24 protein-coding genes are annotated in these 25,188 nt (G+C 61.5%); 9 read left to right on the top strand and 15 right to left on the bottom strand.

The genetic code is table 11. The annotated features are described in order from the left end of the window. Positions 1-46: 46 nt before the first annotated feature. The 6 genes from AC2ISB_RS06535 to AC2ISB_RS06510 form a co-directional block, all read right to left on the bottom strand. The gene (locus AC2ISB_RS06535; RefSeq protein ID WP_339107450.1) at positions 47-1,342 is read right to left on the bottom strand and encodes a pyruvate dehydrogenase complex dihydrolipoamide acetyltransferase; all 1,296 of its coding nucleotides are present in this window, start codon (positions 1,340-1,342) and stop codon (positions 47-49) included. 12 nt (positions 1,343-1,354) lie between these two features. Next, a complete protein-coding gene (locus AC2ISB_RS06530) occupies positions 1,355-2,725 on the bottom strand; it encodes a pyruvate dehydrogenase complex E1 component subunit beta (protein ID WP_339107449.1) in 1,371 nt (456 codons plus the stop codon). Between the two features lie 14 nt (positions 2,726-2,739). Then, positions 2,740-3,765, bottom strand: coding sequence for a pyruvate dehydrogenase (acetyl-transferring) E1 component subunit alpha (gene pdhA / locus AC2ISB_RS06525; RefSeq protein WP_339107448.1), 1,026 nt, complete (start codon positions 3,763-3,765; stop codon positions 2,740-2,742). A 190-nt stretch (positions 3,766-3,955) separates the two neighbouring features. Next, positions 3,956-4,252, bottom strand: coding sequence for an FtsB family cell division protein (locus tag AC2ISB_RS06520; protein WP_339107447.1), 297 nt, complete (start codon positions 4,250-4,252; stop codon positions 3,956-3,958). 210 nt (positions 4,253-4,462) lie between these two features. Beyond that, complete coding sequence (locus AC2ISB_RS06515) at positions 4,463-5,056, bottom strand: peptidylprolyl isomerase (RefSeq protein WP_406720851.1); 594 nt, start codon at positions 5,054-5,056, stop codon at positions 4,463-4,465. Next, on the bottom strand, positions 5,049-5,555 hold the full coding sequence (locus AC2ISB_RS06510; protein WP_339107446.1) for a peptidylprolyl isomerase: 507 nt from the start codon (positions 5,553-5,555) through the stop codon (positions 5,049-5,051). The genes AC2ISB_RS06515 and AC2ISB_RS06510 overlap by 8 nt, the downstream gene beginning before the upstream one ends. A gap of 202 nt (positions 5,556-5,757) precedes the next feature. On the opposite strand from AC2ISB_RS06510, the gene AC2ISB_RS06505 reads away from it, so the two are divergent. Together AC2ISB_RS06505 and AC2ISB_RS06500 are read left to right on the top strand one after the other, a co-directional pair. Then, positions 5,758-6,948, top strand: coding sequence for a phosphoglycerate kinase (locus AC2ISB_RS06505; protein WP_339107445.1), 1,191 nt, complete (start codon positions 5,758-5,760; stop codon positions 6,946-6,948). A gap of 231 nt (positions 6,949-7,179) precedes the next feature. Then, on the top strand, positions 7,180-8,082 hold the full coding sequence (locus AC2ISB_RS06500) for a fructose bisphosphate aldolase (RefSeq protein ID WP_339107444.1): 903 nt from the start codon (positions 7,180-7,182) through the stop codon (positions 8,080-8,082). A 184-nt stretch (positions 8,083-8,266) separates the two neighbouring features. Here AC2ISB_RS06500 and tyrS read toward each other — a convergent pair whose 3' ends face one another. After that, a complete protein-coding gene (gene tyrS / locus AC2ISB_RS06495; protein ID WP_486576679.1) occupies positions 8,267-9,517 on the bottom strand; it encodes a tyrosine--tRNA ligase in 1,251 nt (416 codons plus the stop codon). 59 nt (positions 9,518-9,576) lie between these two features. On the opposite strand from tyrS, the gene AC2ISB_RS06490 reads away from it, so the two are divergent. Further along, positions 9,577-10,674, top strand: a complete 1,098-nt coding sequence (locus AC2ISB_RS06490) for an anhydro-N-acetylmuramic acid kinase (RefSeq protein ID WP_486576677.1) — start codon at positions 9,577-9,579, stop codon at positions 10,672-10,674. A gap of 128 nt (positions 10,675-10,802) precedes the next feature. Then, entirely contained in the window at positions 10,803-11,147 is a 345-nt protein-coding gene (locus AC2ISB_RS06485) for a hypothetical protein (RefSeq protein WP_486576676.1), read from the top strand. Here the strand turns inward: AC2ISB_RS06485 and AC2ISB_RS06480 are convergent, their stop codons facing one another. From AC2ISB_RS06480 to AC2ISB_RS06465, 4 genes are all read right to left on the bottom strand, one after another. Then, entirely contained in the window at positions 11,148-11,573 is a 426-nt protein-coding gene (locus AC2ISB_RS06480) for a cupin domain-containing protein (protein WP_486576675.1), read from the bottom strand. Further along, complete coding sequence (locus tag AC2ISB_RS06475) at positions 11,570-12,484, bottom strand: DMT family transporter (RefSeq protein WP_406736475.1); 915 nt, start codon at positions 12,482-12,484, stop codon at positions 11,570-11,572. The genes AC2ISB_RS06480 and AC2ISB_RS06475 overlap by 4 nt, the downstream gene beginning before the upstream one ends. 222 nt (positions 12,485-12,706) lie before the next feature. Continuing rightward, positions 12,707-13,981 (bottom strand): phosphopyruvate hydratase, encoded by a 1,275-nt coding sequence (eno, locus tag AC2ISB_RS06470; protein ID WP_486576674.1) that lies wholly within the window; start codon positions 13,979-13,981, stop codon positions 12,707-12,709. A gap of 219 nt (positions 13,982-14,200) precedes the next feature. Then, on the bottom strand, positions 14,201-14,908 hold the full coding sequence (locus AC2ISB_RS06465; protein ID WP_339107436.1) for an endonuclease/exonuclease/phosphatase family protein: 708 nt from the start codon (positions 14,906-14,908) through the stop codon (positions 14,201-14,203). Between the two features lie 176 nt (positions 14,909-15,084). On the opposite strand from AC2ISB_RS06465, the gene AC2ISB_RS06460 reads away from it, so the two are divergent. After that, positions 15,085-15,765, top strand: coding sequence for a DUF2238 domain-containing protein (locus AC2ISB_RS06460; RefSeq protein ID WP_406720844.1), 681 nt, complete (start codon positions 15,085-15,087; stop codon positions 15,763-15,765). Positions 15,766-15,767: 2 nt separating this feature from the next. Here AC2ISB_RS06460 and AC2ISB_RS06455 read toward each other — a convergent pair whose 3' ends face one another. Continuing rightward, entirely contained in the window at positions 15,768-17,201 is a 1,434-nt protein-coding gene (locus tag AC2ISB_RS06455; RefSeq protein ID WP_486576673.1) for a protein adenylyltransferase SelO, read from the bottom strand. Positions 17,202-17,321: 120 nt separating this feature from the next. Between AC2ISB_RS06455 and AC2ISB_RS06450 the strand changes: the two genes are divergently transcribed. Both AC2ISB_RS06450 and AC2ISB_RS06445 read left to right on the top strand, forming a co-directional pair. Further along, complete coding sequence (locus AC2ISB_RS06450) at positions 17,322-17,540, top strand: hypervirulence associated TUDOR domain-containing protein (RefSeq protein ID WP_339107433.1); 219 nt, start codon at positions 17,322-17,324, stop codon at positions 17,538-17,540. Then, positions 17,541-18,605: a DNA topoisomerase IB gene (locus tag AC2ISB_RS06445; protein ID WP_486576672.1), complete on the top strand. Its 1,065-nt coding sequence runs from the start codon at positions 17,541-17,543 to the stop codon at positions 18,603-18,605. Here the strand turns inward: AC2ISB_RS06445 and AC2ISB_RS06440 are convergent. Both AC2ISB_RS06440 and AC2ISB_RS06435 read right to left on the bottom strand, forming a co-directional pair. Then, positions 18,602-19,537, bottom strand: a complete 936-nt coding sequence (locus AC2ISB_RS06440; RefSeq protein WP_486576671.1) for a nucleoside hydrolase — start codon at positions 19,535-19,537, stop codon at positions 18,602-18,604. The genes AC2ISB_RS06445 and AC2ISB_RS06440 overlap by 4 nt on opposite strands. Before the next feature lie 133 nt (positions 19,538-19,670). Then, entirely contained in the window at positions 19,671-20,672 is a 1,002-nt protein-coding gene (locus tag AC2ISB_RS06435) for a Fe(3+) ABC transporter substrate-binding protein (protein WP_486576670.1), read from the bottom strand. 237 nt (positions 20,673-20,909) lie between these two features. Between AC2ISB_RS06435 and AC2ISB_RS06430 the strand changes: the two genes are divergently transcribed. Beyond that, complete coding sequence (locus AC2ISB_RS06430) at positions 20,910-21,761, top strand: MipA/OmpV family protein (RefSeq protein WP_339107429.1); 852 nt, start codon at positions 20,910-20,912, stop codon at positions 21,759-21,761. A 119-nt stretch (positions 21,762-21,880) separates the two neighbouring features. Continuing rightward, complete coding sequence (locus AC2ISB_RS06425; protein ID WP_486576669.1) at positions 21,881-23,284, top strand: tetratricopeptide repeat-containing sulfotransferase family protein; 1,404 nt, start codon at positions 21,881-21,883, stop codon at positions 23,282-23,284. 12 nt (positions 23,285-23,296) lie between these two features. Here the strand turns inward: AC2ISB_RS06425 and AC2ISB_RS06420 are convergent, their stop codons facing one another. Continuing rightward, entirely contained in the window at positions 23,297-25,150 is a 1,854-nt protein-coding gene (locus AC2ISB_RS06420; protein WP_486576668.1) for an ABC-F family ATP-binding cassette domain-containing protein, read from the bottom strand. Between the last annotated feature and the right edge of the window lie 38 nt (positions 25,151-25,188).

The following is a 25,188-nucleotide window of genomic DNA, read 5'->3' as shown; positions in this document are numbered from 1 at the left end:
GTTTTTGTTACAGCAGGCGTTTGCACCCCTGCCGCGCACTGACCTATCAGGCCAGCATCGTCATCGGGTTTTCGAGGTTCTCGACGATGATCTTCAGAAGATCCGCGCCAAGCGCCCCGTCGATCACACGGTGATCGACCGACATGGTGACGGACATCACGGTGGCCACTTCGATCTCGCCTTCGGCATTCACCACCGGCTTTTTCACACCACCACCCACGGCAAGGATACCGGCATGGGGCGGGTTCACGATGGCGTCGAAGTTGTCGATGCCGAACATACCGAGGTTGGAGATCGCGAAGGAACCGCCCTGATATTCATGCGGCGCAAGCTTGCGATCGCGGGCACGTTTGGCCAGATCCTTCATCTCGGTCGACAGCGCCGAGAGCGACTTCATATCGGCGTCTTTCAGCACCGGCGTGAAGAGGCCGCCCTCAATCGCCACAGCCACAGCCACATCCGAAGGCTTCAGCTTCAGCACGCGATCGCCCGCCCAGACAGCATTCGCATCCGGCACGGCCTGCAGCGCTTGGGCCACGGCCTTGATGATGAAGTCATTCACCGACAGCTTGATCCCACGGCCTTCCAGCTGCTTGTTCAGCTGCGAGCGGAACTTCAGCAGGGCATCCAGCTTGATGTCGCGGCGCAGGTAGAAATGCGGGATCGTTTGTTTGGCTTCCGACAGGCGCGCGGCAATCGTCTTGCGCATCCCGTCCAGCTTGACCTCTTCGAACTCACGGCCTTCATACATCTTGATGACGGCATCGGCAGAGGGGCCAGCGGGGGCTGCTTTGGCGACAGGCGCCTCGGCTTTGGGAGCGGCGGCTTCGGCCTTGGGCGCGGCACTCGCACCTTCGACATCCGCCTTCACGATACGGCCTTTGGGGCCCGAACCCGCGATAGTCGCCAGATCCAGACCTTTCTGGGCCGCGATACGGCGGGCCAGCGGCGAGGCGAAGATGCGCTTGCCGTCTTTGGCAGGCGCCGCAGGTGCGGGTGCAGCAGCAGGCGCGGCTGCGGCCTTGGGGGCCTCTGCAGGCGCTTCCGCCTTGGCGGGCGCTGCCGGGTTCGACGCGGTCTCTATGGCCGAGGCGTCTTCCCCCTCTTCCAGCATCACGGCGATCGGGGTGTTGACCTTCACGCCTTCGGTGCCTTCCGCGATGAGGATCTTGCCAAGCACACCCTCATCAACCGCTTCGAATTCCATCGTCGCTTTATCGGTCTCGATTTCCGCGATGATGTCACCGGAGGCGACAGTGTCGCCTTCCTTCTTCAGCCAGCGCGCCAGCGTGCCTTCTTCCATCGTCGGAGAAAGGGCCGGCATCAGGATTTCAGTTGCCATCTCTGGATCTCCTTAGCGATAGGTGACTTTTTTCACCGCAGCGATGACTTCATCGGTGGTGACAAGAGCCAGTTTCTCGAGGTTGGCGGCATAGGGCATCGGCACGTCTTTACCGGTGCAGTTGATCACGGGCGCATCGAGGTAATCGAAGGCGCGTTCCATGATGACAGCCGACAGGTGGTTACCGATGGAGCAGACGGGGAAGCCTTCTTCCACGGTGACGCAGCGGTTGGTCTTCATGACCGAGGCCAGCACGGTGTCGTAATCCAGCGGACGGATCGAGCGCAGGTCGATGACCTCTGCCGAAATGCCTTCTGCTGCCAGCTTCTCTGCCGCTTCCAGCGCATAGGTCATGCCGATGCCGAAGGAGACGATAGTGACATCGGTGCCCTCGCGCCAGACTTTCGCCTTGCCGATCGGAACCGTGAAATCATCCATCACCGGCACTTCGAACGACTTCCCGTAGAGGATCTCGTTTTCAAGGAAGATGACGGGGTTCGGATCGCGGATCGCCGATTTCAGCAGGCCCTTTGCATCGGCTGCCGAATAGGGCTGAACAACCTTGAGGCCCGGGATCTGCGCATACCATGCGGCGTAATCCTGGCTGTGCTGCGCACCCACGCGGGCTGCCGCACCATTCGGGCCACGGAACACCATCGGAGCACCCATCTGTCCGCCCGACATATAGAGCGTTTTTGCCGCCGAGTTGATGATCTGGTCAATCGCCTGCATGGCGAAGTTGAAGGTCATGAACTCGACGATCGGACGCAGGCCACCAAAGGCCGCGCCGACTGCGATACCGGCAAAGCCATGCTCGGTGATCGGGGTGTCGATGACGCGCTTGGAGCCGAACTCGTCCAGAAGACCTTGGCTGATTTTATAAGCGCCTTGGTATTCGGCCACTTCCTCGCCCATCAGATAGACGTTCTCGTCGCCGCGCATCTCTTCGGCCATCGCATCGCGCAGGGCTTCGCGGACCGTCTGGGTCTTCATCTCGGTGCCTTCGGGCCAATCCGGCGTCGTATTCGGCGCAAGGGGCGTGTCCGGCGTGTCGTCTTTGGCGGCGGCGGGAACCGAAGCCGGGGCAGGGGCTGCCTCTGCCGCAGGTGCCGAAGCCGATGCGATATCATCCGCCGATTCGCCTTCTTCCAGAAGAACCGCGATGGGGGTGTTCACTTTCACGCCCTCGGTGCCTTCTTCGATCAGGATCTTGCCCAGCGTGCCTTCATCGACCGCTTCGAATTCCATCGTCGCCTTATCGGTTTCGATTTCTGCGATGATATCCCCTGCGGAGACGGTATCGCCTTCTTTCTTGAGCCAGCGCGCCAGAGTGCCCTCTTCCATAGTGGGCGACAGGGCGGGCATCAGGATTTCAGTTGCCATTCTTCTCTTCCCTCTCAGGCGTTCTGCGGTGCCGCGTCGGCATAGATGTCGGTCCAGAGCTCTTCGAGCGCGGGCTCGGGGCTTTCTTTCGCGAATTCAGCCGACTCGTTGACGATCGCCTTGATGTCCTTGTCGATGGCCTTCAGGTCATCTTCGGTGGCATGATTGCCGGTCAGCAGCAGTTGGCGGACATGCTCGATGGCGTCACGCTCTTCGCGCATCTTCTGCACTTCGTCGCGCGAGCGGTATTTCGCGGGGTCCGACATCGAGTGACCGCGGTAACGGTAGGTTTTCACCTCGAGGATATAGGGGCCTTTGCCCGCACGGCAGTGTGCCACGGCCTTTTCGCCAGCCGCTTTGACCGCCAGAACATCCATGCCGTCGACTTCCTCGCCCGAGATGCCATAGGCTTCGCCGCGCTTCCACAGCGCCGGAGATTTGGTCGAACGGGCGACCGAGGTGCCCATTGCATATTGGTTGTTCTCGATGACGAAGACGACCGGAAGATCCCATAGCTGCGCCATGTTATAGGTCTCGTAAACCTGACCCTGGTTGGCCGCACCATCGCCGAAATAGGCGAAGGTCACATTGTCATTGCCCTTGTACTTGTCCGAGAAGGCAAGACCTGCGCCAATCGGAACCTGCGCACCAACAATGCCGTGGCCCCCATAGAAATGCTTCTCTTTCGAGAACATGTGCATGGAGCCGCCTTTGCCTTTCGAATAGCCGCCCTCGCGGCCCGTCAGCTCGGCCATCACGCCCTTGGCGTCCATGCCGCAGGCAAGCATATGCCCGTGGTCGCGATACGAGGTCACGCGCTTGTCGCCCTCTTTCGCGGCGGCCTCAAGGCCCACAACAACAGCCTCCTGACCGATGTAAAGGTGACAGAAGCCACCGATCAGCCCCATGCCGTAAAGCTGGCCTGCCTTCTCTTCGAAGCGGCGGATCAGCAGCATGTCACGATAGTAGCTGAGAAGCTCGTCCTTGGAGACGTTCGCACCAGCCTTGGGTGCGGTCCCCGAACTCTTGCGAGCAGCCATAGGCATCCTCCCTAAAAGCGGATAGTTCAGTATTAAACCATCTCTAGCGGAAAGCATCTGCAAAGACAATCACCGCGATATGCAACAGTGTCTTCTGCGGGCATAAAGTGATGGTATGTGGAGAAGGATGACGCAAAAAACCCGCAAGGCAAGCTTGCGGGTTGCTAAAAATGTCCACATTTCGGGCGCTTTAGCGAATGACGACCTCGTCGCCACGTACCAGTCCAAGGATATTGCGCGCCTGCTCGTCCAGAAGGTCGAGGTCCAGATAATCATCCGACAGGCGATGCGTCAGATTCGCCATACGCTTGACCTCGTCGCGCAGTGCGTCGCGCTTTTGCGTCATGTCGGTGATTTCGGCCTCGATCTGCACCCGCTTGAAGATCCCGTAAGATCCCTGCACGGCGGCAAAGGTGAAATATGCCGCCAGCACGAAGGCGATGGAAAAGAAGATCAGCGGACCGACCGCCCGGTTTTTCTGCTGCATGTTCTGCCTATATCGGGCGCGCAAGGGCGCCATTTTGCTCTGCCAGTTCTTTGCGCGTTCTGCGCGGCCTCTTGTCGGGCCTGAGATCCGACTATGCCACGAAGCGCCCCGCTTCGCCTAGGCATTTTTGCATGGAAAGGGGACCGGAACAGAAAAAGGCGCCCCCTTTGGGACGCCTTGCAAGCTTGGGCCGGGTCTCGGCACGGGATCTTATTTGCTGACCGTTGCCGAAACGATGTAATCGGGGTCATCGACCAAGCCGTTTTTCGCGGGATCGCCCTTCTTGATCTGGTCGACGATATCCATGCCTTTGATGACATGGCCGACAACCGTGTACTGCCCGTTCAGATGCGGCGCATCCGCGAACATGATGAAGAATTGCGAATTGGCGGAATTCGGCGATTGCGAGCGTGCCATGCCGACAATGCCGCGCACGAATTTGCGTTTCGAGAACTCGGCCGGAAGGTCGGGCTTGTTCGAACCGCCCATCCCGGCCATCTCGATCTGCGAAGAGCCGCGCTTGCCAAATTGCACATCGCCCGTCTGCGCCATGAAGCCGTCGATCACGCGGTGGAACACCACGTCATTATACGCGCCTTCCTTGGCCAGCTCTTCCAGACGTTCCGCCGCTTTGGGGGCGACATCGGGCAGCAGGTCGATGACGATCTCGCCCTGAACCGAGCCGCCGATCTCCAGCGTCAGATTCGGGCCGGGCCCGTCGGGCGCGGTGTCTTCGGCATAAGCGCCAGTGGTCATTGCCCCGGCACCCATCGCAATCAGGGCTGCCGCAACAAGATTACGCATCGGCGGCCACCGTGACTTTGATCATGCGGTCGGGATTCGCCGGCGGTTCACCGCGCACGATCTTGTCGACAAATTCCATTCCGGAGATCACGCGGCCATAAACGGTGTATTGGCCGTTCAGGAAGTGGTTGTCCGAGAAGTTGATGAAGAACTGTGAGTTGGCCGAGTTCGGATTCATCGAGCGGGCAGCCCCCAGCGTGCCGCGATCATGCGGAATACGCGAGAATTCTGCGGGAAGGTCGTCATATTCGGACCCGCCGGTGCCTGCGCGGCCCGGATTGTAGTCTTTTTCCATATTCGCATTCGCCACGTCGCCGGTTTGCGCCATGAAACCGTCGATCACGCGGTGGAAGGCCACGTTGTCATAGGCACCGTCGCGGGCCAGCTGTTTCATACGCTCGGAATGCTTCGGCGCGATTTCGGGCATCAGCTCGATAACAACGGGACCATCCTTCAATTCGATGATGATGGTGTTCTCGGGGTCTTTATATTCGGCCATGAGGTCCTCCTGGATTTGGCCCGCAATCTACACGACAGGGCCGCTATGGAAAGCCGAAACCTTCGTTTTTCGTTTTCACGCCTTCTCACGCGCGGGTCATGTCCGGTGATTGCGTGTGTTGACGCCATTTCATGGACGGTGCAAGTTGCAGCACAACGGGCACCCCATCCCCTGATTTGGTGCCGGAATGAGGAGATAACGCATGGCATGGAAAACCCTCGACGATCTGGAACTGGAGGGCAAGGTTGCCCTTGTTCGCGTCGATATCAACGTTCCGGTCGAGGACGGACGTGTGACGGATACCACGCGGATCGACAAGATCGTTCCGACCGTCAAGGATATTCTGGCCAAAGGCGGGAAGCCCGTCCTTCTGGCCCATTTCGGCCGCCCCAAAGGAAAAGTCGTGCCGGAAATGAGCCTGAAACCGCTGGTTCCGGCGCTTGAGGCCGCATTGGGCGTTCCGGTGCATTTTGCCGAGGATTGCATTGGCGGTCCGGCCAAGCGGGCTGTGGCGGCCCTGCCTGCGGGCGAGGTTTTGCTGCTGGAAAACACCCGTTTCCACGAGGGCGAGGAAAAGAACGACCGCGAGCTGGCGGCGGCGATGGGCGCGCTTGGATCGGTCTATATCAATGACGCTTTCTCGGCGGCCCACCGTGCGCATGCCTCGACCGAGGCTCTGGCCCGTGTTCTGCCCAGTGCTGCGGGGCGTCTGATGGAAGCGGAGCTGAAGGCGCTGGAGGCCGCGCTGGGGGATCCGGAGCGTCCGGTGACAGCGGTTGTCGGCGGGGCGAAAGTGTCGACCAAGCTGGATCTGCTGGGCAATCTGGTGAGCAAGGTGGACAATCTGGTCATCGGTGGCGGCATGGCCAATACCTTCCTCGTGGCGCAAGGCATTTCTGTCGGAACCTCGCTGGCCGAGCGCGATATGGCGCAGACTGCTCTGGAGATTCTCGAAAAGGCGAAATCTGCCGGTTGTACGATTGTGCTGCCCTCGGATGTGGTCGTTGCCCGCGAGTTCAAGGCCAATGCGCCGCATGAGACCGTTGCCGCCGATGCCTGCCCCGAGGATGCGATGATCCTTGATGCGGGTCCCGAGGCCGTGGCTCGGATCTCGAAGGTCTTTGCAGAATCGCGCACGCTGATCTGGAACGGCCCGCTGGGGGCTTTCGAGATTACGCCCTTTGATGCGGCCACCAATGCCGCGGCTGCCAAAGCCGCAGAGTTGACGCAGGCGGGGCAGCTGATTTCGGTGGCGGGTGGCGGGGACACCGTGGCCGCCCTGAACAAGGCCGGTGCGGCGGAGAAATTCAGCTATATCTCCACCGCAGGCGGTGCCTTCCTTGAATGGATGGAGGGCAAGGTTCTGCCGGGGGTGGAAGCTTTGGAAGACTGATCCGGTCAATAGGGACACTGGAAACGGGGTGGCTTGCGGGCCGCCCCGTTTTCTTTTCACGGTGCCGCCTGACGGGCGAAGCGGGGGGATTTCTGGCCGCTTTCCGCGCAGCAGACCAACAAAATGAAATAATCCAAGTCGGTTAGCGCCACCAAGATTGTCTAACCCCGCGCATCGCGCTAGGTCTGGAACTGGCCCACAATTCAGTCTCCGTATCGGAGGGAGAGATATATGCCGAACGCGCAACAAACCGAACAGATTTCCAAGGGCGAGGGTTTCATCGCCGCGCTCGATCAGTCGGGCGGTTCGACGCCGAAGGCTCTGCGCCTTTACGGTATCGAGGAAAGCGAATATTCCAACGACACCGAGATGTTCGATCTGATCCACAAAATGCGGACCCGCATTATCAAATCCCCCGCGTTTTCCAGCGGTAAGGTGATCGGTGCGATCCTGTTCGAACAGACGATGGACCGCGAGATCGATGGTATTGCGACCGCGACCTACCTCAACGAGAAATGTGGCGTTGTGCCCTTCCTGAAGATCGACAAGGGTCTGGAAGCGGAAGAGAACGGTGTGCAGCTTCTCAAGCCCATTCCGGGTGTGGACGCGCTGCTGGACCGCGCCCGTGAAGCGGGTATTTTCGGCACCAAGGAACGCTCCGTCATTTCTGCGGCCAATCAGGCCGGGATCGCGGCGGTTGTCGCGCAGCAATTCGATCTGGCTGCGACCGTGATCAAACATGGTCTGATGCCGATCATCGAGCCGGAAGTCACGATTTCGATTTCCGACAAGGCCGAGGCCGAAGCCATCCTGCGCAGCGAGATCCTCAAGCATCTCGATGCTCTGCCTGCCGATCAGCAGGTGATGCTGAAACTGTCGCTGCCGACGGTTGCGAATTTCTACAAGCCGCTGGTGGATCATCCGCGCGTGCTGAAGGTCGTGGCGCTGTCGGGCGGTTATGCGCGCGATGAGGCCAATGCGATCCTGTCGAAGAATGACGGGATGATCGCCTCGTTCTCGCGTGCCCTGACCGAAGGGATGTCGGATAAACAATCCGATGCGGAATTCGATGCCGCACTTGCCTCGGCCATCGACAGCATCCATGCCGCCTCGCTGGCGCATGAACCGGCCTGAGGTCGTCCTGTTTTGGAAATGAGAGAGGCGGGGCCGTAAGCGGCTCCGCCTTTTTCGTTTCGAGGTTTGAAAGTGAGGGGGCTGTCTGCCCCCTCTTGGGCCTGCGGCCCAATTCACCCCCGAGGATATTTCGGGCAGCTGGATGCCGGATGGAAAAAGGCGCCTTGTGGGGCGCCTTTGATTTTTAGCCGATTTGTACGAGGGCGTGGCGTTTTTTGCCCGCCGAGAGTTTGACCGGCGTTTCGAAGTCGGATGCGGTGAACATGCGGCCTGCTTCGGTGCAGGTCTCGTCATTCACTTTCAGGCCGCCTTCGCCAATTAGCCGCTTGCCGTCCTTGCCGGTTTTGGCAAGGCCCGAGCGTGTGACAAGCTGGGCAAGGCTGATGCCGTCGCCCAGTTCGTCCGCCGAGAGGGTCAGCGTAGGCAGATCATCGCCGGTGCCGCCCTTCTCGAAGACTTCGCGCGCGGTGGCTTCGGCGGCGGCGGCGGCTTCGGCGCCATGCAGGAGGGTGGTCACCTCGCGGGCGAGGATGATTTTGCCCTCGTTGATTTCCGAGCCTTGCAGCGCGGCCAGACGGTCGCATTCCTCGACCGGAAGTTCGGTGTAAAGCTTGAGGAAGCGGCCCACATCGGCGTCCGTGGTGTTGCGCCAGAACTGCCAGAATTCATAGGGGCTGAGCATCTCGGCATTGAGCCACATCGCGCCGCCTTGGGATTTGCCCATCTTGCGGCCGTCGGAGGTGGTCAGGAGCGGTGTGGTGAGGCCGAAGATCTCGTGGTCGAGCACGCGGCGCGTCAGGTCGATCCCGTTGATGATATTGCCCCATTGGTCCGAGCCGCCCATCTGAAGCGCGCAATCATAGCGGCGGTTCAGTTCGAGGAAGTCATAGGCCTGCAGGATCATGTAGTTGAATTCGAGGAAGGACAGCGATTGTTCACGGTCCAGACGCGATTTCACCGATTCAAACGACAGCATGCGGTTGACCGAGAAATGCCGCCCGATATCGCGCAGGAACTCGAGGTAGTTCAGGCTGTCGAGCCATTCGGCATTGTTGAGCATCAGCGCGCCATTGCCGTCTTCTTCGTAATCGAGGTAGCGGGCAAAAACTTTCTGCATGCCGTCGATATTGGCCTGGATCTGCTCCGGCCCCAGAAGCGGGCGTTCATCCGAGCGGAAGGAGGGGTCGCCCACTTTTGTCGTGCCGCCGCCCATCAGGGTGATCGGCTTATGGCCGCATTTCTGGAACCAGCGCAGCAGCATGATGTTGAGCAGGTGGCCCACATGCAGCGAGGCGGCCGTGGCGTCATAGCCGATATAGGCAGTGACCGTCCCGGAATAGAGTTTCTGGTCCAGCTCCTGCAGGTCGGTGCAGTCGGCCAGGAATCCGCGCTCGATAATGGTGCGCAGGAAGTCCGATTTGGGATGGTATGTCATCTGGCTTGTTCCTTTCTTATGGGCATGCGTATATCCTTGTGTCACGTAAAGGGGAAGCCATGTTGAAAGCAGGTCCTGTCTGGGCAGTGGGCGCGATGTCGGGCACGTCACTTGATGGCGTGGATGCGGCGTTGCTATTGACCGATGGTCTGCGGATTCTGGATTTCGGGCGCTCCGATTACCGGCCCTATAGCGAGGCCGAGCGGGGCGTTCTGCACAGCGCATTGGGGGCATGGCAGGGAGAGGCTGCGGTCGAGCCTGCCGCAGAGGTCGTCGAGACGGCGCATGCCGAAATTCTCAGTGCCTTTTCCGAGGCCGAGATCGTGGGCTTTCATGGCCAGACGCTGGCGCATGAGCCGCGCGGGCGGGGGACCCATCAGGCAGGCGATGGGGCGGTGCTGGCGGAGGTGCTGGGCAAGCCTGTGGTCTGGGATTTCCGCACGGCGGATGTCCGGCTTGGCGGGCAGGGGGCACCGCTTGTGCCCTATTTCCATTTTGCCTGCGCCAAATGGGCGGGGCTGGACGCGCCTTGTGTCTTTCTCAATCTGGGCGGGGTCGGCAATGTCACATGGGTCGATCCGCGCCGCGCCGCCCCCGAGGAGGAGGCAGCGGTGCTGGCCTTCGATACCGGCCCTGCCAATGCTCCCATCAATGACCTGATGCGGCTGCGCTTCAATCTCGGTCAGGATGAAGGTGGCGCGCTTGCCGCGCAGGGCAAGGTTGACGAGGCGGTTGTCGAGGCGTTTCTTGCCCATCCGTATTTTCTGAAAATACCGCCGAAATCTCTGGACCGGAACGATTTTCATGGCGTGCTGGAACTGGTTTCGGGGCTGGGCGATGCCGATGCGGCGGCCACGTTGACGGCCTGTTCTGCGGCATCGGTCGCCCGCGGGTTCGAGCATTTCAGGGAGATGCCGCAACATCTCTATCTCTGCGGCGGCGGGCGGCTGAACGAGGCGCTGGTGGCAGAGATCGCGAGGCGTGTGCCCTGTGCGGTGGCCCCTGTCGAGGATCTGGGGCTGGATGGCGATATGCTGGAGGCGCAGGCGTTTGCCTATCTGGCCGTCAGGGTGGCGCGGGGGCTGCCGACCTCGGGTCCGGCGACCACGGGTGTTGCTGCGCAAGTCGGGGGCGGGCAGATCAACTACCCCGTGTAAAGGCGCGATTTTCCGGCAACAGAATTAATCATTCATTAACACCTTCGGGATCTCGGGTTTGTGAGCCCGCGTGATCGGCATAAATTTGCCCGGCTTTTCAACGATAAAAATACGTAAAGGCCGAGTGGATGAACAAGTTTATGATTTTGTTGCCCTTTCTTCTTTGGGGGTGTGGGCACACACCCGAGATCGCCTCGCGCATCGCGCCGCCCAATTTCCTGCCACATCTTCCCGATCTTCCCGCTTTGCCCGATCTTCCCAGACCGGCCCTGATGGCGGGGCAGGAGGCTCCGGGCTATATCTATAACGGCCAGATGATCACCTTCTCGGAGATCGATCACGACTTCGACGAAGACGCGCCTGCGGGCGAGAATTATGCGCAGGCGCGCGGCCTATGCAGCGATCACGGTTTCGATTTTGTCGAATACTGGGGGGTCACGGATACGGGGCAGCGGTTTTTCTGCACCAACTGATCAGCCGCGCGCGATGTCGAACCCTTCGGGCGCCAGCGTGAAGCCCTCGAAGCGGAAGCCGGGGGAAACGGTGCAGCTGACAAGGCTATAGCTGCCTGTGCTGCGGGCGGCCTGCCAGTGATGGGGCGGCACAATCACCTGTGGGCGGTCGCCCGACAGAATGTCGGGGCCAAGCCGGTGGTCGGTTGCAGGCCCCGCGTCGCTGGCCGAAAGCGACAGCGTCAGCGGTGCCCCTGCATGCCAGAGCCAGATTTCGGTGGAATCGATCCTGTGCCAGTGGCTGGTCTCTCCGGCTTTCAGCAGGAAATAGATGCAGGTGCCCGCAGCACGGCCCGTGCCCTCGGCGATCCATGTCTGGCGGTAATGGCCCCCTTCGGGATGGGGGGCCAGATCCAGGGTTTTGATGATTTGATCGGCAATGCTCATGATGCGATTGGGCCGCGGGACGGGCGTGCTGTCAAGCGCGACAGGCGCATTTGCGTCAGGGCGACACCGAGGATCGTGATGGCCGTGCCGAGGATCTGCAGCGGCGCGGGGGCTCGGCCGATGCCCCAGCCGATCAGCATGGCAAAGACCGGCACGAGATTGAACAGGATCGCCGTGCGCGCCACGCCCCGTCCTGCAATCGCGATCGTCCAGAAAATATAGGCCAGCGCCGAGCCCACGATCCCCATCCAGAGCGAGGCCAGCAGCGCGTCGGGAGCGGCCCGCCACGCGGCGCGGAGCGGGTTTCCCTCTGTCAGCGACGTCAGCACCAAGGCAATCGTGCCGAACAGCATGGTCCAGCTTGAGATGGCCAATGGCGAGGCGTCCTTTACGAAGCGTTTGCACCCCACACCATAGGCCGCCCACGCCAGAGAGCCTGCAAAGATCACCAGATCTCCCGGTGTCAGCATTGCCCCTATCGTCGCGAAATGGCCACGGCCAAGCACCAGCGCCACCCCGAACAGGCTCAGCGCCATACCGCAGAAGGTTTGTACCGCAGGCCATTTGCGCGTCAGAAGGCTTTCCAGAAGCGTCGAACTAAGCGGCGTTGTGGCCATGATCAGAGCCCCCGTCAGCGGGCTGGAGCTTTGCAGCCCGATACAGAGCGCGGCATTGAACCCTGCCACCCCCAGAATGCCCAATGCGGGGAAGGCCAGAAGATTGCGGCGCAACGGGGCCAGTGCCAGCCCCTCGGTGCAGGCCAGAAGGGTCATGATGGCGATGGTCGCAATGACAAATCGCAGGCTGGCGGCGGTCAGGGGGGCAAGGCTTTCAAGCGCGATGCGGGTGGCGTCGAAATTGCTGGCCCAGAAGGCGGTGGCCAGAATGCCCAGAAGAAGCGGTCGTTGCATGGGATGTCCTTTCGATCCCCCCGCGCGGCTTTGGCGGGAGGCTGGGAAACGGGAGTGGACGCGACCGGTGCGTGGGGGCAAACTAGCCAGACAAATGCTTTCCGTCTTGCGCGAAAGTGACCTGTCAGGTTTCCGAAAGCGGAAACCTCTGGTCAAACAAACTTGGCCAAAAGAAAAGGCGCGGACAGTGCCGCGCCTTTGGATCTTACCGGAGAGACCGGATTATTTCAGGATCGAGCGGCCCGCGTAGATTGCGGTCTCGCCCAGCATTTCCTCGATGCGGATCAGCTGGTTGTATTTCGCCAACCGGTCCGAACGTGCCAGCGAGCCGGTTTTGATCTGGCCGCAGTTGGTGGCCACGGCGAGGTCTGCGATGGTCGCATCCTCGGTCTCGCCCGAGCGGTGCGACATGACGTTGGTGTAGCGTGCGCGGTGCGCCATATCGACGGCGGCCAGCGTCTCGGTCAGCGAGCCGATCTGGTTCACTTTCACCAGCATGGAGTTTGCCACGCCCTGCTTGATGCCATCGGCCAGACGCTTGGGGTTGGTCACGAAGAGATCGTCGCCCACAAGCTGGATCTTGCCCCCCAGCTTCTCGGTCAGGATCTTCCAGCCCGCCCAGTCATCTTCCGCCATACCGTCTTCGATCGAGATGATCGGATATTCGTTGCACAGCTTGACCAGATATTCGGCGTTTTCTTCCGAGGTCAGCGAAAGGCCCTCGCCCTTCATCTCGTATTTGCCGTTCTTGTAATATTCGGTCGAGGCGCAATCCATCGCCAGATAGATATCCTCGCCCGGCTTATAGCCTGCTTTCTCGATGGATTTCAGGATCACATCCAGCGCTTCCTTGGTCGAGGACAGGTTCGGCGCAAAGCCACCCTCATCGCCCAAGCCGGTCGATAGACCCATCGCGGTCAGCTCTTTTTTCAGCGTGTGGAAGACTTCCGAACCCATGCGCACCGCGTCGCGGATGTTTTCGGCCGAGACCGGCATGATCATGAATTCCTGGATGTCGATCGGGTTGTCGGCATGTTCGCCGCCGTTGATGATATTCATCATCGGAACCGGCAGAACGCGGGCCGAGGTGCCACCGACATAGCGGTAAAGCGGCTGGGTGGTATAATCGGCGGCAGCTTTCGCGCAGGCCAGCGACACACCGAGAATGGCGTTCGCACCAAGGCGGCTTTTGTTCTCGGTGCCGTCAAGTTCGATCATGGCATTGTCAATCTCGACCTGCTCGGTCACATCGGCGCCAACCAGTGCTTCGGCGATCTCGCCATTGACGGCGGCAACCGCGTCAAGCACGCCTTTGCCCATGTAGCGCGACTTGTCGCCATCGCGCTTTTCAACGGCTTCATGCGCGCCGGTCGAGGCCCCCGAGGGAACAGCCGCACGACCCATGGTGCCGTCTTCCAAAATCACGTCGACCTCGACGGTCGGATTGCCGCGGCTGTCGAGGATCTCGCGCGCGTGGATGTCGATGATGGTGCTCATTATACTCTCTTCCCTTGTCATTGCACTTTGGTGCTGTATGGGCCGTGCCAAGCTATATCCTTGGGCGGCAGTGGTGAAAAGGGCGTTGTTACCGCTAACGGCGCTGTTAGCGACGCAACTTGATGAAATTTCTGAAATGCTCCCGTGACGGGGCGACATGCGCAGCCCGCATGAAGCGGCCGCGCAGGGCCGGTCCGCCGGCGCGGCGTGCTTTTGCGATCAGCGTCTGCGACGCAGCCCGCCGATATCGGCCCAGATCGGCAGGTGGTCGGAGGCACGGCGGGTCAGCTGCGTGTCATGCACCGACATATGGGTGATATGGGCGCGGTTGCAGGTGACGATTCGATCCAGTTTGCCGACCGGTGCGACCGAAGGGTAGGTCGCGCCGGGCGCATGGACGGTAAACCCGCCCAGGGCCTCGAAGCCGTTGCGGCCCGACCATTCGTTGAAATCACCGATGGCCAGTGCAGGCGACGGAGAGGCGGCCAGCATTTCCTTGGCAATCCGCGTCCATTGCGCACGGCGGTCGGTGCGGCGTAGCCCCAGATGGGCGGCAAAGATCGAGAAGGGCAGATCCTCCTCGGCCTTGAGGCTCAGATGCAAGGCTCCGCGCGGCTCCAGCCCCGGCAGTTCGATCCCTGTGCAGGACAGCATCTCGACCCCGCGCTTGACCAGAAACGCCTGCCCGTGCCAGCCCAGACTGTCGGGGCCGGTGCGGGGTTGCTCGATGGTGCGGAAGTCGGTTTCGGCCTCGATCAGGCTTGCCGACAGGGCCGCAGGGCGCGCGCCGCGCCGCCTGTCGACTTCCTGCAACGCGATGACATCGGCATCGAGCGTATTGAGGACATCGATGATGCGATGCGGATCCCGACGGCGATCAACACCGACGCATTTGTGGATATTGTACGAGGCTATTCGGAGAGTCATTGGTTATCAGCATGCCTATCTTGAGGCCCGATATAGAATGCCGGTTCTGTTTGTCACCCTGTCTGCGGAAAAAAATCTCGTTTCGTGGCGGATTGATCCGAAATTTTTTGTGATCGCGTGGGGTCGGGCGGCACTGCGGTCTTTCCGAACCGGTGGAGTTGTCCCATATTTCGCGTATGACACGCAAGACGCCCCTCGATATCGCCCGTATGCAGCCTTGGCCGGTCAAGGTCATCTGGGGGATGCTGGCCTTTGAATTCCTGCTTGCGCTGTTCGAGCGTCAGTGGCCGCTGGCGGGGGTGGCCCTGTTTACCTTCGTGCTGACTCTGGTGCCGCTTTATGTCAGCTCGCGCATCGGGATCTCGATGCCCACGGCGCTGGTCGTGGCGGTGACGGGCTTTATCTTCGCCACCATCTTCCTCGGTGAGGCATTCGATTTCTACAACCGTTTCTGGTGGTGGGATATCGCGCTGCATGGGGGCTCGGCGCTTGGCTTCGGGCTGGTGGGATTTGTGTTCGTTTTCATGCTGTTCGAAGGGGACCGCTATGCCGCTCCCCGTTGGGCGATGGCGCTGATCGCCTTTTCCTTCGCGGTGACGATCGGGGCGCTATGGGAGATTTTCGAATTCGGCATGGACCAGATTTTCGGCACGAATATGCAGAAATCGGGCCTGATGGATACGATGGGCGATCTGATCGTCGATGTGATCGGTGGCGCATTGGGGGCTTTGGCGGGCTGGGCCTATCTTTACGGGCGCGGCCCCGGCTTTACCCGTGCCTTCTTCGAGGATTTCGTGACCCGCAACCGCCGCTTTTTCCGCAAGATCGGTAAGCGGCGGCGCGGGCGCGGGCGCTAGGATCAGGTGCCGCAGAAGGTGCGGATGACCCGTTCCGAAAGCGCGGGCGCTGCCTCGAAAGCGGCAAATTCAGGGGCCTCGCCATAGGGCTGCGCCAGAGCCTTCATAAGCGTCTCGAAGCGGGTCAGGTCGCCATCTTCTGCGGCCATAATCGCGGCTTCAACGCGGTGGTTGCGCGGAATACGGAGCGGATTGGCGGCGGCCATCACGCCCTGCGGGTCCGCCTCCTGCGCCAGACGTGTCTGCCAGCGCGGGGTCCAGGTCTCCAGCAGCGCTGGATCGCTGAGTTCCTGTGCCGCATCCCCGCCGCGTCGCAAGGCGGTAAAGCTGCGGGTGAAATCGCCCTGTCCCTGTGCCAGGGCCGTCAGGAAGTCCTGAATCAGCGGAAGATCTTCGGGCTGTGCCTCGGCGATACCGATCTTGCGACCGAAGCGGCCCAGCCATTCGGCCTGATAAAGCGGTGTGAAGGTGTTGATGGCTGCGGTCGCCTGTTCCACTGCGGCCTCCTGTGGCCCCATCAGGGGCACGAGACAGGTGGCGAATTGCGCCAGATTCCACAGCGCGACCTGCGGCTGCGCGCCATAGGCATAGCGGCCATACTGGTCGATGGAACTGAACACCATCTCGGGATGGTAGATATCGCTGAAGGCGCAGGGGCCGTAATCGATGGTCTCGCCGGAAACTGCCATATTATCGGTATTCATCACGCCGTGAATGAAGCCGAGGCTCATCCATCCGGCGATAAGGCGCGCCTGCGCCGCGACAACGGCCTGTAGCAGATCCAGCGCGTTCTCGCAGTCGGGATAGAGCTTGGCGATGACATGATCGGTCAGGATCTGGAGCGCCTCGACATCGCCACGGGCCGCGAAATACTGGAACGTGCCGACGCGGACATGGCTGCGGGCCACCCGCGCCAGCACCGCCCCCCGCCGCCGCTTCATATCGCGCAGGAGAGTGTCGCCGGTAAAGGCCGCTCCCAAGGCGCGGGTGGTGGGCAGGCCAAGGGCGGCCATTGCCTCGGAGACCACATATTCGCGGAGCACGGGGCCAACCCATGCCCGACCGTCGCCACGGCGCGAGAAGGGCGTGGGGCCTGCTCCTTTGAGCTGGATGTCATAACTGCCCTGCGGTGTGGTGACCTCGCCAAGCAGCACCGCACGGCCATCGCCCAGTTGCGGCACCCAGCCGCCAAACTGGTGGCCCGCATAGGCCTGAGCAATCGGCTGGGCGCCTTCGGGCAGGTGGTTGCCCGCCAGCATGGCCACGCCCTCGGGGCTGCGCAGGAAATCGGGGGCGATGCCAAGCTGGCGGGCCAGCGCGTCATTGACGGCAATCAGCGCGGGCGCAGAGACCGGCGTGGGGGCTTGCGGCGCGAAAAACCGCTCGGGCAGATTGGCATAGCTATTGGTGAAGGGAATGGGATGGGATGCGGTCATGGGGCCTCCTGTTGACGCAGATATAGGGGCAAGGCCGCCTTTCGGGAACCCCGCGCGTTTTCGGGAACTTCTTGCGGGCCATCCCGTTGGCGTTGCGCAGGCAGCAAGAGGAGAGAGGCGATGGGGAATGCGTTCCGGACCGGCCAGTGGGTCACGTGGAGCTGGGGGCAGGGCGAGGCCAGGGGCAAGATTGCCAGCCGCCATGAGACGCGGGTAGAGCGCCAGATCGATGGCAGCACGATCACCCGCAATGGCAGCGCCGAAAATCCCGCCTACGAGATCCATCAGGAGGATGGGGCGCGGGTGCTCAAGCTTGGCTCCGAACTGGAGGCGGGGTGAATGGCAGGGGCGGCATCAGCCAGCCCGCAGGAGACGTCATTGCAGGCGGCCTGCGGACCGCAGATGAAAATGCGGGCTGCGCCGGAAGATCTGCCAGAGGGGCTGTGCTTTTACCCCGACAGCCGTCCCGGCATCGCGCGCAGGCGCTGCGGGCGCGGGTTCAGCTACACGCTGCCCGACGGCACCACGCTGGCCCGTGGCCCCGAACGCGCACGTATCGAGGCTCTGGGCATTCCGCCCGCCTATGAGGAGGTCTGGATCTCGCCGCGCGAGAACGGGCATTTACAGGCCACGGGGCTGGATGCTCGCACGCGCAAGCAATACCGCTATCATCCGCTCTGGTCCGAGGCGCGGGCGGCAGAGAAATTCGAGACCCTGACCGGTTTCGGCCATGCCTTGCCGCGTATCCGGCGCGCGGTCACCCGTGATCTGGCCGAGGGGCCGGGCGAGATGTCCTTCGCCCTTGCCGCGGCGGTGCTGCTGATCGACCGTCTGGCGATGCGCGTGGGCAATGCGGCCTATACGCAGGCCAATGGCAGCTACGGGGCGCTGACCCTGCGCCGTCGCCAGATGCGGCTTTGCGAGGACGGGCTGCGATTGAGCTATACCGCCAAAGGCGGCAAGAAAATACGCCGGCGCCTGACCGACCGCAAGCTGCTGAAAGTGCTTGATCAGGCGCGCGATTTACCGGGGGCGGAGCTGATCACCTGGATCGACGAGGACGGAGCGCCACGCGCGCTCGGCTCTGACCAGCTGAATGCCTATCTCTCTGACTTGGGTCAGGGAAATTTCACGGCCAAAACCTTCCGCACATGGTCCGGCAGCCTTGCCGCTTTCGAGGCCGCCGAGGCGGGCGGGCGGACGATCAAGGCGCTTTCCGGCGCGGCGGCCGCGCGTCTGAACAACACCCCGACAGTGGCGCGCAACAGCTATATCCACCCGAAGGTGATTGCCTTGGCCGAGGCGGGGCGGTTGCCCGATCTGGAGCCCGTCAAGCTGCGCGGGCTGTCTGCGGCAGAGGCCCGTCTGCTGGCCTTGCTGGAAAGCCCTGAAACGCGAGGCTAGAGGCGGGCGATCCGGTCCCGTATCAGGGCAAAGAAGGCATCGCGCCTGACCTCGTTCATGAACATCACATTGGGGGCGCGTGACGTGACGCGCCACCAGTCGGCCACGGTCATGCCCAATGTCAGGGGCGAAAGCACCTCGACCTCGACATTGATATGGCGCCCCGCAAAAAGGCTCGGGTCGATGAGGTAGCCGATGGTGCAGGGGTCGTGCAAAGGCGCGCCTTGCGATCCGTATTTCTCCTTGTCGAAACGCTCGAAGAAATCGGTCCAGGAGGCCACAGCCTCGCCCAGCAAGGTGCCAAGATCGCGCAGGCTCTGCACCCAGTCGGCCGAGGTCAGGGCCTTATGGGTCACATCCAGCGGCATCATGGTGATCGGAACGCCGGAGGCCAGCACGATCTGCGCCGCCTCGGGATCGACATAGATGTTGAACTCGGCCGTGGGGGTGATGTTGCCGACCTCGAAATAGGCCCCGCCCATCAGCACGATCTCCTGAATTTTACAGGCCAGTTCGGGGGCGCGGCGCAGCGCGGTTGCGATATTGGTCAACGGGCCCACCGGCACCAGCGTGATGCTGGCATCCGCCGCATTGCGCAGGGTCTGCACGATGAAATCCACCGCATGCATCTCCTGCACGGGCATCGTGGGGGCGGGCAGGTCGATCCCGTCAAGCCCCGTTTTGCCATGCACATGTTCGGCGGTGATCAGGGGCCGCGCGAGTGGCGCGTCGCAGCCCGCAAAAATCTTCACCTCCCGTCGGCCGGCCAGTTCGCAGATCTTGCGCGCATTGGTGACGGTCAGCTCCAGCGGCACATTCCCCGCAACGCAGGTGATCCCCAGAACCTCCAGTTCCGGACTGGCCAGCGCCAAGAGGATGGCCACCGCATCGTCTTGCCCCGGATCAGTGTCGATGATGATCTTGCGTGTCATGCCCTGCACTCCTTTTGGAAGCAGAGTGCGGGGCGTCTGCGGGAATGTCCAGCGGGCAGGCGGATCTGCGGCAACGGGTCTGCGGGGCCAGACCCGTCAGAACAGGCCCGCCCGGACAGACGCGCCGCTTGGCTCAACCGTCGAAATTCACCGCTTCGATCAGCTTGAGCGCAGCGGGGCGCATTTTCGCGATCTCGACAAGATCCAGCCCGTCGGGGGTGAAGCCCCCCCAGCTTTTGACCAGTTCCGAAGGGGCCACGCCCTCTTTTACCGGAAATTCGTGATTGGTTTCGGCATAGATATGCTGCGCCTCGTCCGAGACCAGAAACTCCATCAGCGCCCGCGCGTCGTCCTTGTTCGGGGCGGATCTGGTCATGGCGACGCCCGAAATGTTCATATGGGTGCCACCGCCCTCGAAGACCGGAAAGCGGATCGACACGCTCTCGGCCCATTCGGCGCTTTCGGCATTGGCCAGCATCTGGCCCATGTAATAGGTGTTGCCCAGACTGATATCGCACTGCCCCGCCCAGATGGATTTCACCTGGCTGCTGTCATTGCCCGAGGGTTTCAGGGCCAGATTGGCCTTGAGACCGGTCAGCCAGTCGCGGGTGGCTGCTTCGCCATGATGGATCATATAGGCGGCGGTCAGCGCGACGTTGTAATCCGAGGTGAAGGGACGGGTGCAGATGCGGCCTTTCCATTTCGGATCGGCGAGATCCTCATAGGTGGTGATTTCGCCCTCGGCCACGCGCTCTTTCGAGGCGTAGATGATCCGTGCGCGCGAGGTCAGGCCGAACCACTGATGATCGGGGTCGCGGAAGGCGGGCGGGATCGCCTCATCCAGCGCGGGGTCCGCGACCGGCTGCGTGACACCGCCATCCACCACCTGCGTCAGGCGGGCGATATCGACCGTCATCACCAGATCGGCGGGCGAGCGCCGCCCCTCGGCCTGCAGACGCTCGACCATGCCCTGCGCGATATAGGCCACATTGACCTTGATGCCGGTTTTCGCGGTGAACGCATCCAGAAGCGGTTGCACCAGTTCCGGCTGGCGGTGCGAATAGATATTCACATCGGCCAAAGCGGGCAGCGGCAGGACTGCCAGAACGGGCGCAAGCAAAGAAAACGGGCGCATGGGAAACCTCCTATAGACCGTCCGAGATATGCCAATTCCGTGATCACCGGTCAATGGTTGATCATTTTGATCAAGGAAACGGGCCGGTTTCGCGGGCGCAGGAGGGCGTGATATATCCATGCAACAGTTTCGCGGGAAATTGATTGCAGGAGTGGCAAGTTTGGCGATCTGCTTTAATATCTGCGCAAATTATCGACGGGCCGCGCGATGCGGAACCAAGAACGAGGGAATCATACCGTGACCCAGATCACTGCAAAAATCGCCGCAGCTTCGGTTGCCTTGCTGCCGCTTCTGGCTCCTGTTGCACAGGCCGAAACCAGCCAGTCCGAAGGGTATAATTTCTCGACCCCGCGCGTTTCGACGCAATCCTCCGGCGCCGGAATGAAGTTCACGCTTGGCGCGGGTGTTTCGGTCAGCCCGGAATATCCGGGATCGGATGATTACACCGCAGGCCCCGATATGGTGTTCCGCATCCATGCGCTGCAATATGGCGGCCTGACCTATGGCAATCCGGATCCCTATGCCGAGAAATCGGGCCTCGGGGTCTCGGGGTCGTTCCGCTATATCGGCAAGCGCGATTCCAGCGATTATGACGAGCTTGCCGGTCTGAGCGATGTGGACGCCTCGTTGGAAATGGGGCTGGGGCTGAGCTATGACACCGATTATTACAAGGTTTACAGCGATGTGCGTTATGGCGTTATCGGTCATAACACCTGGGTCGGGGAGGTCGGTGCCGATCTCAAATTGCATCCGACCGAGCGCCTGACCCTGACCATGGGGCCGCGCGCCTTCTGGGGCACGGAACGTTATGCGCAAACCTATTACGGCGTGTCGGCGGCGGAAGCCGCAGCCTCGGCTGCCGCAGGCGGTTCGCTGACGGCCTTCGATCCCGATGGGGGATTCTTGTCCGCCGGTGTGGAATTCGGTGCCAAATACCGCTTTGACGGCGGCTGGGGTGTTGAAGGCTCGGTGCGCTATGACAAGCTGATGAACGATGCCAAAGACAGCCCGATCACCAAAGCCGGTTCGGACGAGCAGTGGAGCATGAAGTTCGATGTCACCCGCGTCTTCACGCTTGGCGCGATGTAACGGCATCGGCCTTTGAAACGGCAAAGCCGGTCCTTCGGGGCCGGCTTTTTATTTTGGTAAAGGATTTCTTTGCTTCTTGTCCCGATACTGCAGCCAAGTTCATAGGACAGGGCAGCAGAATGCGTGCAATCAGATATAGCGATACCCGTGCGGAGTTTTTGACCTTTTTCGAAAAGGGGCATTTCGTCAAGGCGCTGCACTTTCTTCAGGATCTTGCCGCACTTCACGGGGACACGCCCGAGTATATCCTCGATCTGGCCGAAACCTTCTGGCAGCTCGGGGAGGAAGGCAAGGCGCTGGAACTGCTGCGTATTCTGGTTGAACGGTTCCCGAAATTCTCTGCCGGCTGGTTCATTCTCGGACAGCGTCTCATGAATTATGGCGCGACCGAAGAGGGGCGCATGTGTTTTTCCCAAGCGCTGGAGATCGAGCCGCAATCGGTCGTTTTGCGCGCGACGATCGGGCAGATCGACCCCGTTAGCCCGAACAGCGCGCAGGCCCGCTATCTGAAAAAATCGCTCCAGACAGATCTGCCGGCTTCGGTCAAAAGCGAAGTCCTGCAAGCGCTTGCACGGGCCGAGGAATGTTATGGCAGTCCGGCCAAAGCGTTCGGCTACTGGAAGCAGATGAACCGGCTGATCAAGGGCGAGTTCGATGTGGACCAGCTTGCGCGCTATGTCGACCTGCTCGACGAGATTGCCGCCGATCTTCCCAGCGCCGATCCTGCCTGGCAAATGCCGAAGGTTGTCTTTATCTGCGGCATGCCGCGTTCCGGCACCACCATCACCGAGACCTTGCTGGCGCAGCATCCCGACACGTTCGCGATGGGGGAGCATCTGTGTCTGTGCGGTCCGGCCCTGCTGTCCGGGCTGCCGGATTTCTCGCATACCGATGTCGCGCGGCTGGAAAAACTGCGCAAGCTCGACCGCCCTATGGTCGAGCAGCTGCGCTGGCATTTTTTAGGCAGTCTTCCCAAACACACCCCCGCCGGTAAGGTTCTGGTGACCAAAATGCCCGCGGATGCGTTCAGCCTCTGGGTGGCGCGGGCAGTGCTGCCCGATCTGCGGATCCTGCATATGGAGCGGCACCCGATGGATGTGGGGCTGTCGAATTTCAAGCTCCACTTTACCACCCTTGTGCCCTATCACACCCATCTCGACAAGATCGGCGGGGTCATGCGGCAGACATGGCGGATGCGCGATATCAACAAACGGATTTTCGGCGACCGGATGCGGGTGCAATCCTACCGCGCACTGGTCGAGGATCGTGAGGCCCAGATGGGCGAGATCCTGTCTTTTGCGGGTCTTTCAGCCGCATCCGACACTCCGGCCACGACCGAAGAGGTGCGTTCGGTCCGCACCGCGTCGGTGATGCAGGTGCGCGAAGGGGTCAATACCAAGGGGCTTGATAAATGGCGTATCTATGAACGCCAGCTTGCGCCGCTTCTTCAGGCACTGGGGGGGCAGGCGGCTGTGGCGGATTGGGAAGCGCAGGACCGCGCGCGGAGCTTCCGTTTGCCTTAAGGAAAAGGCCCCTTAGGGGGCCTCTGCCGTTTCCAGCTTTTCCAAAGCGTCCATCCAAAGCGCTTCGGCACGGTCCATCGCCTCGCGCAGCTCCGCATATTTGCGGTTCCATGTTTCAAGCTCTCCGGCGCGCCCGTCCTCATACAGCGCGGGATCGGCAAGTTTGGTGGACAGCTTTCCGGCCATTTCCTCCAGCTTCTGTACCCGTTCCTCGCATTTGCGGACCTCCGAACGCAGCGCCAGCACCTGTTCGCGTGGTGCGCGTTTGGGCTTGGGTTTGGGCGCTTCGGGGGCGGCGTCCTTTTTGGGCGGGGTCAGAAGCTCTTGCCGGTAGGCATCAAGATCGGCCTCATAGGGGGCCACGCGCCCTTCCTTTACCAGCCAGAGCCGGTCGGCCACCATCGACAAAAGATGCATATCGTGGCTGACCAGAATCACCGCGCCGGTATAGGTGTTCAGCGCCTCGGTCAGTGCCTCGCGGCTTTCGATATCAAGGTGGTTGGTCGGTTCGTCGAGGATCAGCATATGCGGCGCGTCGATGGTTGACAGCAGCAGCGACAGCCGTGCTTTCTGCCCCCCCGACAGCCGCCCGACCTCGGTTTCGGCCTGATCCGCGCCCAGCCCGAAGCCCGCAAGCCGTGCGCGCAGCTTCGATTGCCCCTCATCGGGGCGGATGCGTTGCAGATGCAGCAGCGGCGAGGCCCCCAGATCCAGCTCGTCCACCTGATGCTGCGCGAAATAGCCGATGCGCAGCTTGGAAGATTTCACCATCGAGCCGGTCATCGGCGCAAGCTTTCCTGCCAGCAATTTCGACAACGTCGATTTGCCCTCGCCATTGCGCCCCAGCAGGGCGATCCGGTCGTCCTGATCGATGCGCAGGTTCAGCCGTTGCAGCACCGCGCGGCCGTCATAGCCCACAGAGCCCCCTTCAAGGGCAACGATCGGCGGGGAAAGCTGTTCGGGTTCGGGAAAGGTGAAAACCTGTTTGGCCGCATCTTCGGGAGCGGTGATGGTTTCCATCTTCTCCAGCATCTTCACGCGGGCCTGCGCCTGTTTGGCCTTGCTGGCCTTGGCCTTGAAGCGGTCGACGAATTTCTGCAGATGGGCGCGGCGCTCGTCCTGCTTTTTGGCCGCCGAGGCCTGCTGTTCGCGATTGGCGGCACGCTGGCGCACGAAACTGTCATAGCCGCCCGAATAGAGCGTCAGCTTCTTGCCCTCCAGATGCAGGATCGAGCCGACCGCGCGGTTGAGGAGCCCGCGGTCGTGGCTGATGATGATCACCGTATGGGGGTATTTCGCCAGATATTGCTCGAGCCAGAGCGCCCCTTCGAGGTCGAGATAGTTGGTCGGTTCGTCCAGCAGCAACAGGTCCGGCTGGGCAAAAAGCACCCCCGCCAGCGCCACACGCATCCGCCAGCCGCCCGAGAAATCGGAGCAGGGCATCAGCTGTTGCTCGGCGTCAAAGCCCAGGCCCTTCAGGATGGACGAGGCGCGTCCTTCCGCCGACCATGCATCGATATCGGCCAGTCGGGTCTGGATCTCGGCAATGCGGGCCGGATCGGTGGCGGTTTCGGCCTCGGCCAGAAGTCCTGACCGTTCGGTATCTGCCGCCAGCACCGTATCAAGCAGGCTGGTCGCGGAGGAAGGCACCTCCTGCGCCACACCGCCCACCTTGGCGCGCGAGGGCAGCGAGATATCGCCCTTTTCCAGAACGGCCTGTCCGCGGATCAGCCGGAACAGCGTGGTTTTCCCCGCACCATTGGGGCCGACAAGGCCGACTTTATGGCCGTCGGGGATGGTGGCGGAGGCATCCTCGAACAGAGGACGGCCTTCGATGGAATAGGTGATATCGGAAATTTTCAACATGCCCGAGCCATGCCGAAAGCCGGGCGGCGCGTCAACGG

The organism is Thioclava sp. NS-SX20, from assembly GCF_057380695.1.
This window is presented reverse-complemented; position numbering and strand designations above follow the sequence as displayed.

What these genes read in the sequence shown, in the direction of transcription:
- AC2ISB_RS06485 (WP_486576676.1), top strand. Translation starts at nt 10,803, where the DNA reads ATGAACAAGTTTATGATTTTGTTGCCCTTTCTTCTTTGGGGGTGTGGG.
- AC2ISB_RS06420 (WP_486576668.1), bottom strand. Translation starts at nt 25,150, where the DNA reads ATGTTGAAAATTTCCGATATCACCTATTCCATCGAAGGCCGTCCTCTG.
- AC2ISB_RS06515 (WP_406720851.1), bottom strand. Translation starts at nt 5,056, where the DNA reads ATGCGTAATCTTGTTGCGGCAGCCCTGATTGCGATGGGTGCCGGGGCA.
- AC2ISB_RS06445 (WP_486576672.1), top strand. Translation starts at nt 17,541, where the DNA reads ATGGCAGGGGCGGCATCAGCCAGCCCGCAGGAGACGTCATTGCAGGCG.
- AC2ISB_RS06505 (WP_339107445.1), top strand. Translation starts at nt 5,758, where the DNA reads ATGGCATGGAAAACCCTCGACGATCTGGAACTGGAGGGCAAGGTTGCC.
- AC2ISB_RS06480 (WP_486576675.1), bottom strand. Translation starts at nt 11,573, where the DNA reads ATGAGCATTGCCGATCAAATCATCAAAACCCTGGATCTGGCCCCCCAT.
- AC2ISB_RS06440 (WP_486576671.1), bottom strand. Translation starts at nt 19,537, where the DNA reads ATGACACGCAAGATCATCATCGACACTGATCCGGGGCAAGACGATGCG.
- AC2ISB_RS06520 (WP_339107447.1), bottom strand. Translation starts at nt 4,252, where the DNA reads ATGCAGCAGAAAAACCGGGCGGTCGGTCCGCTGATCTTCTTTTCCATC.
- AC2ISB_RS06465 (WP_339107436.1), bottom strand. Translation starts at nt 14,908, where the DNA reads ATGACTCTCCGAATAGCCTCGTACAATATCCACAAATGCGTCGGTGTT.
- AC2ISB_RS06455 (WP_486576673.1), bottom strand. Translation starts at nt 17,201, where the DNA reads ATGACCGCATCCCATCCCATTCCCTTCACCAATAGCTATGCCAATCTG.
- AC2ISB_RS06530 (WP_339107449.1), bottom strand. Translation starts at nt 2,725, where the DNA reads ATGGCAACTGAAATCCTGATGCCCGCCCTGTCGCCCACTATGGAAGAG.
- AC2ISB_RS06450 (WP_339107433.1), top strand. Translation starts at nt 17,322, where the DNA reads ATGGGGAATGCGTTCCGGACCGGCCAGTGGGTCACGTGGAGCTGGGGG.
- AC2ISB_RS06435 (WP_486576670.1), bottom strand. Translation starts at nt 20,672, where the DNA reads ATGCGCCCGTTTTCTTTGCTTGCGCCCGTTCTGGCAGTCCTGCCGCTG.
- AC2ISB_RS06475 (WP_406736475.1), bottom strand. Translation starts at nt 12,484, where the DNA reads ATGCAACGACCGCTTCTTCTGGGCATTCTGGCCACCGCCTTCTGGGCC.
- AC2ISB_RS06510 (WP_339107446.1), bottom strand. Translation starts at nt 5,555, where the DNA reads ATGGCCGAATATAAAGACCCCGAGAACACCATCATCATCGAATTGAAG.
- tyrS (WP_486576679.1), bottom strand. Translation starts at nt 9,517, where the DNA reads ATGACATACCATCCCAAATCGGACTTCCTGCGCACCATTATCGAGCGC.
- AC2ISB_RS06425 (WP_486576669.1), top strand. Translation starts at nt 21,881, where the DNA reads ATGCGTGCAATCAGATATAGCGATACCCGTGCGGAGTTTTTGACCTTT.
- AC2ISB_RS06460 (WP_406720844.1), top strand. Translation starts at nt 15,085, where the DNA reads ATGACACGCAAGACGCCCCTCGATATCGCCCGTATGCAGCCTTGGCCG.
- pdhA (WP_339107448.1), bottom strand. Translation starts at nt 3,765, where the DNA reads ATGGCTGCTCGCAAGAGTTCGGGGACCGCACCCAAGGCTGGTGCGAAC.
- AC2ISB_RS06490 (WP_486576677.1), top strand. Translation starts at nt 9,577, where the DNA reads ATGTTGAAAGCAGGTCCTGTCTGGGCAGTGGGCGCGATGTCGGGCACG.
- eno (WP_486576674.1), bottom strand. Translation starts at nt 13,981, where the DNA reads ATGAGCACCATCATCGACATCCACGCGCGCGAGATCCTCGACAGCCGC.
- AC2ISB_RS06500 (WP_339107444.1), top strand. Translation starts at nt 7,180, where the DNA reads ATGCCGAACGCGCAACAAACCGAACAGATTTCCAAGGGCGAGGGTTTC.
- AC2ISB_RS06535 (WP_339107450.1), bottom strand. Translation starts at nt 1,342, where the DNA reads ATGGCAACTGAAATCCTGATGCCGGCCCTTTCTCCGACGATGGAAGAA.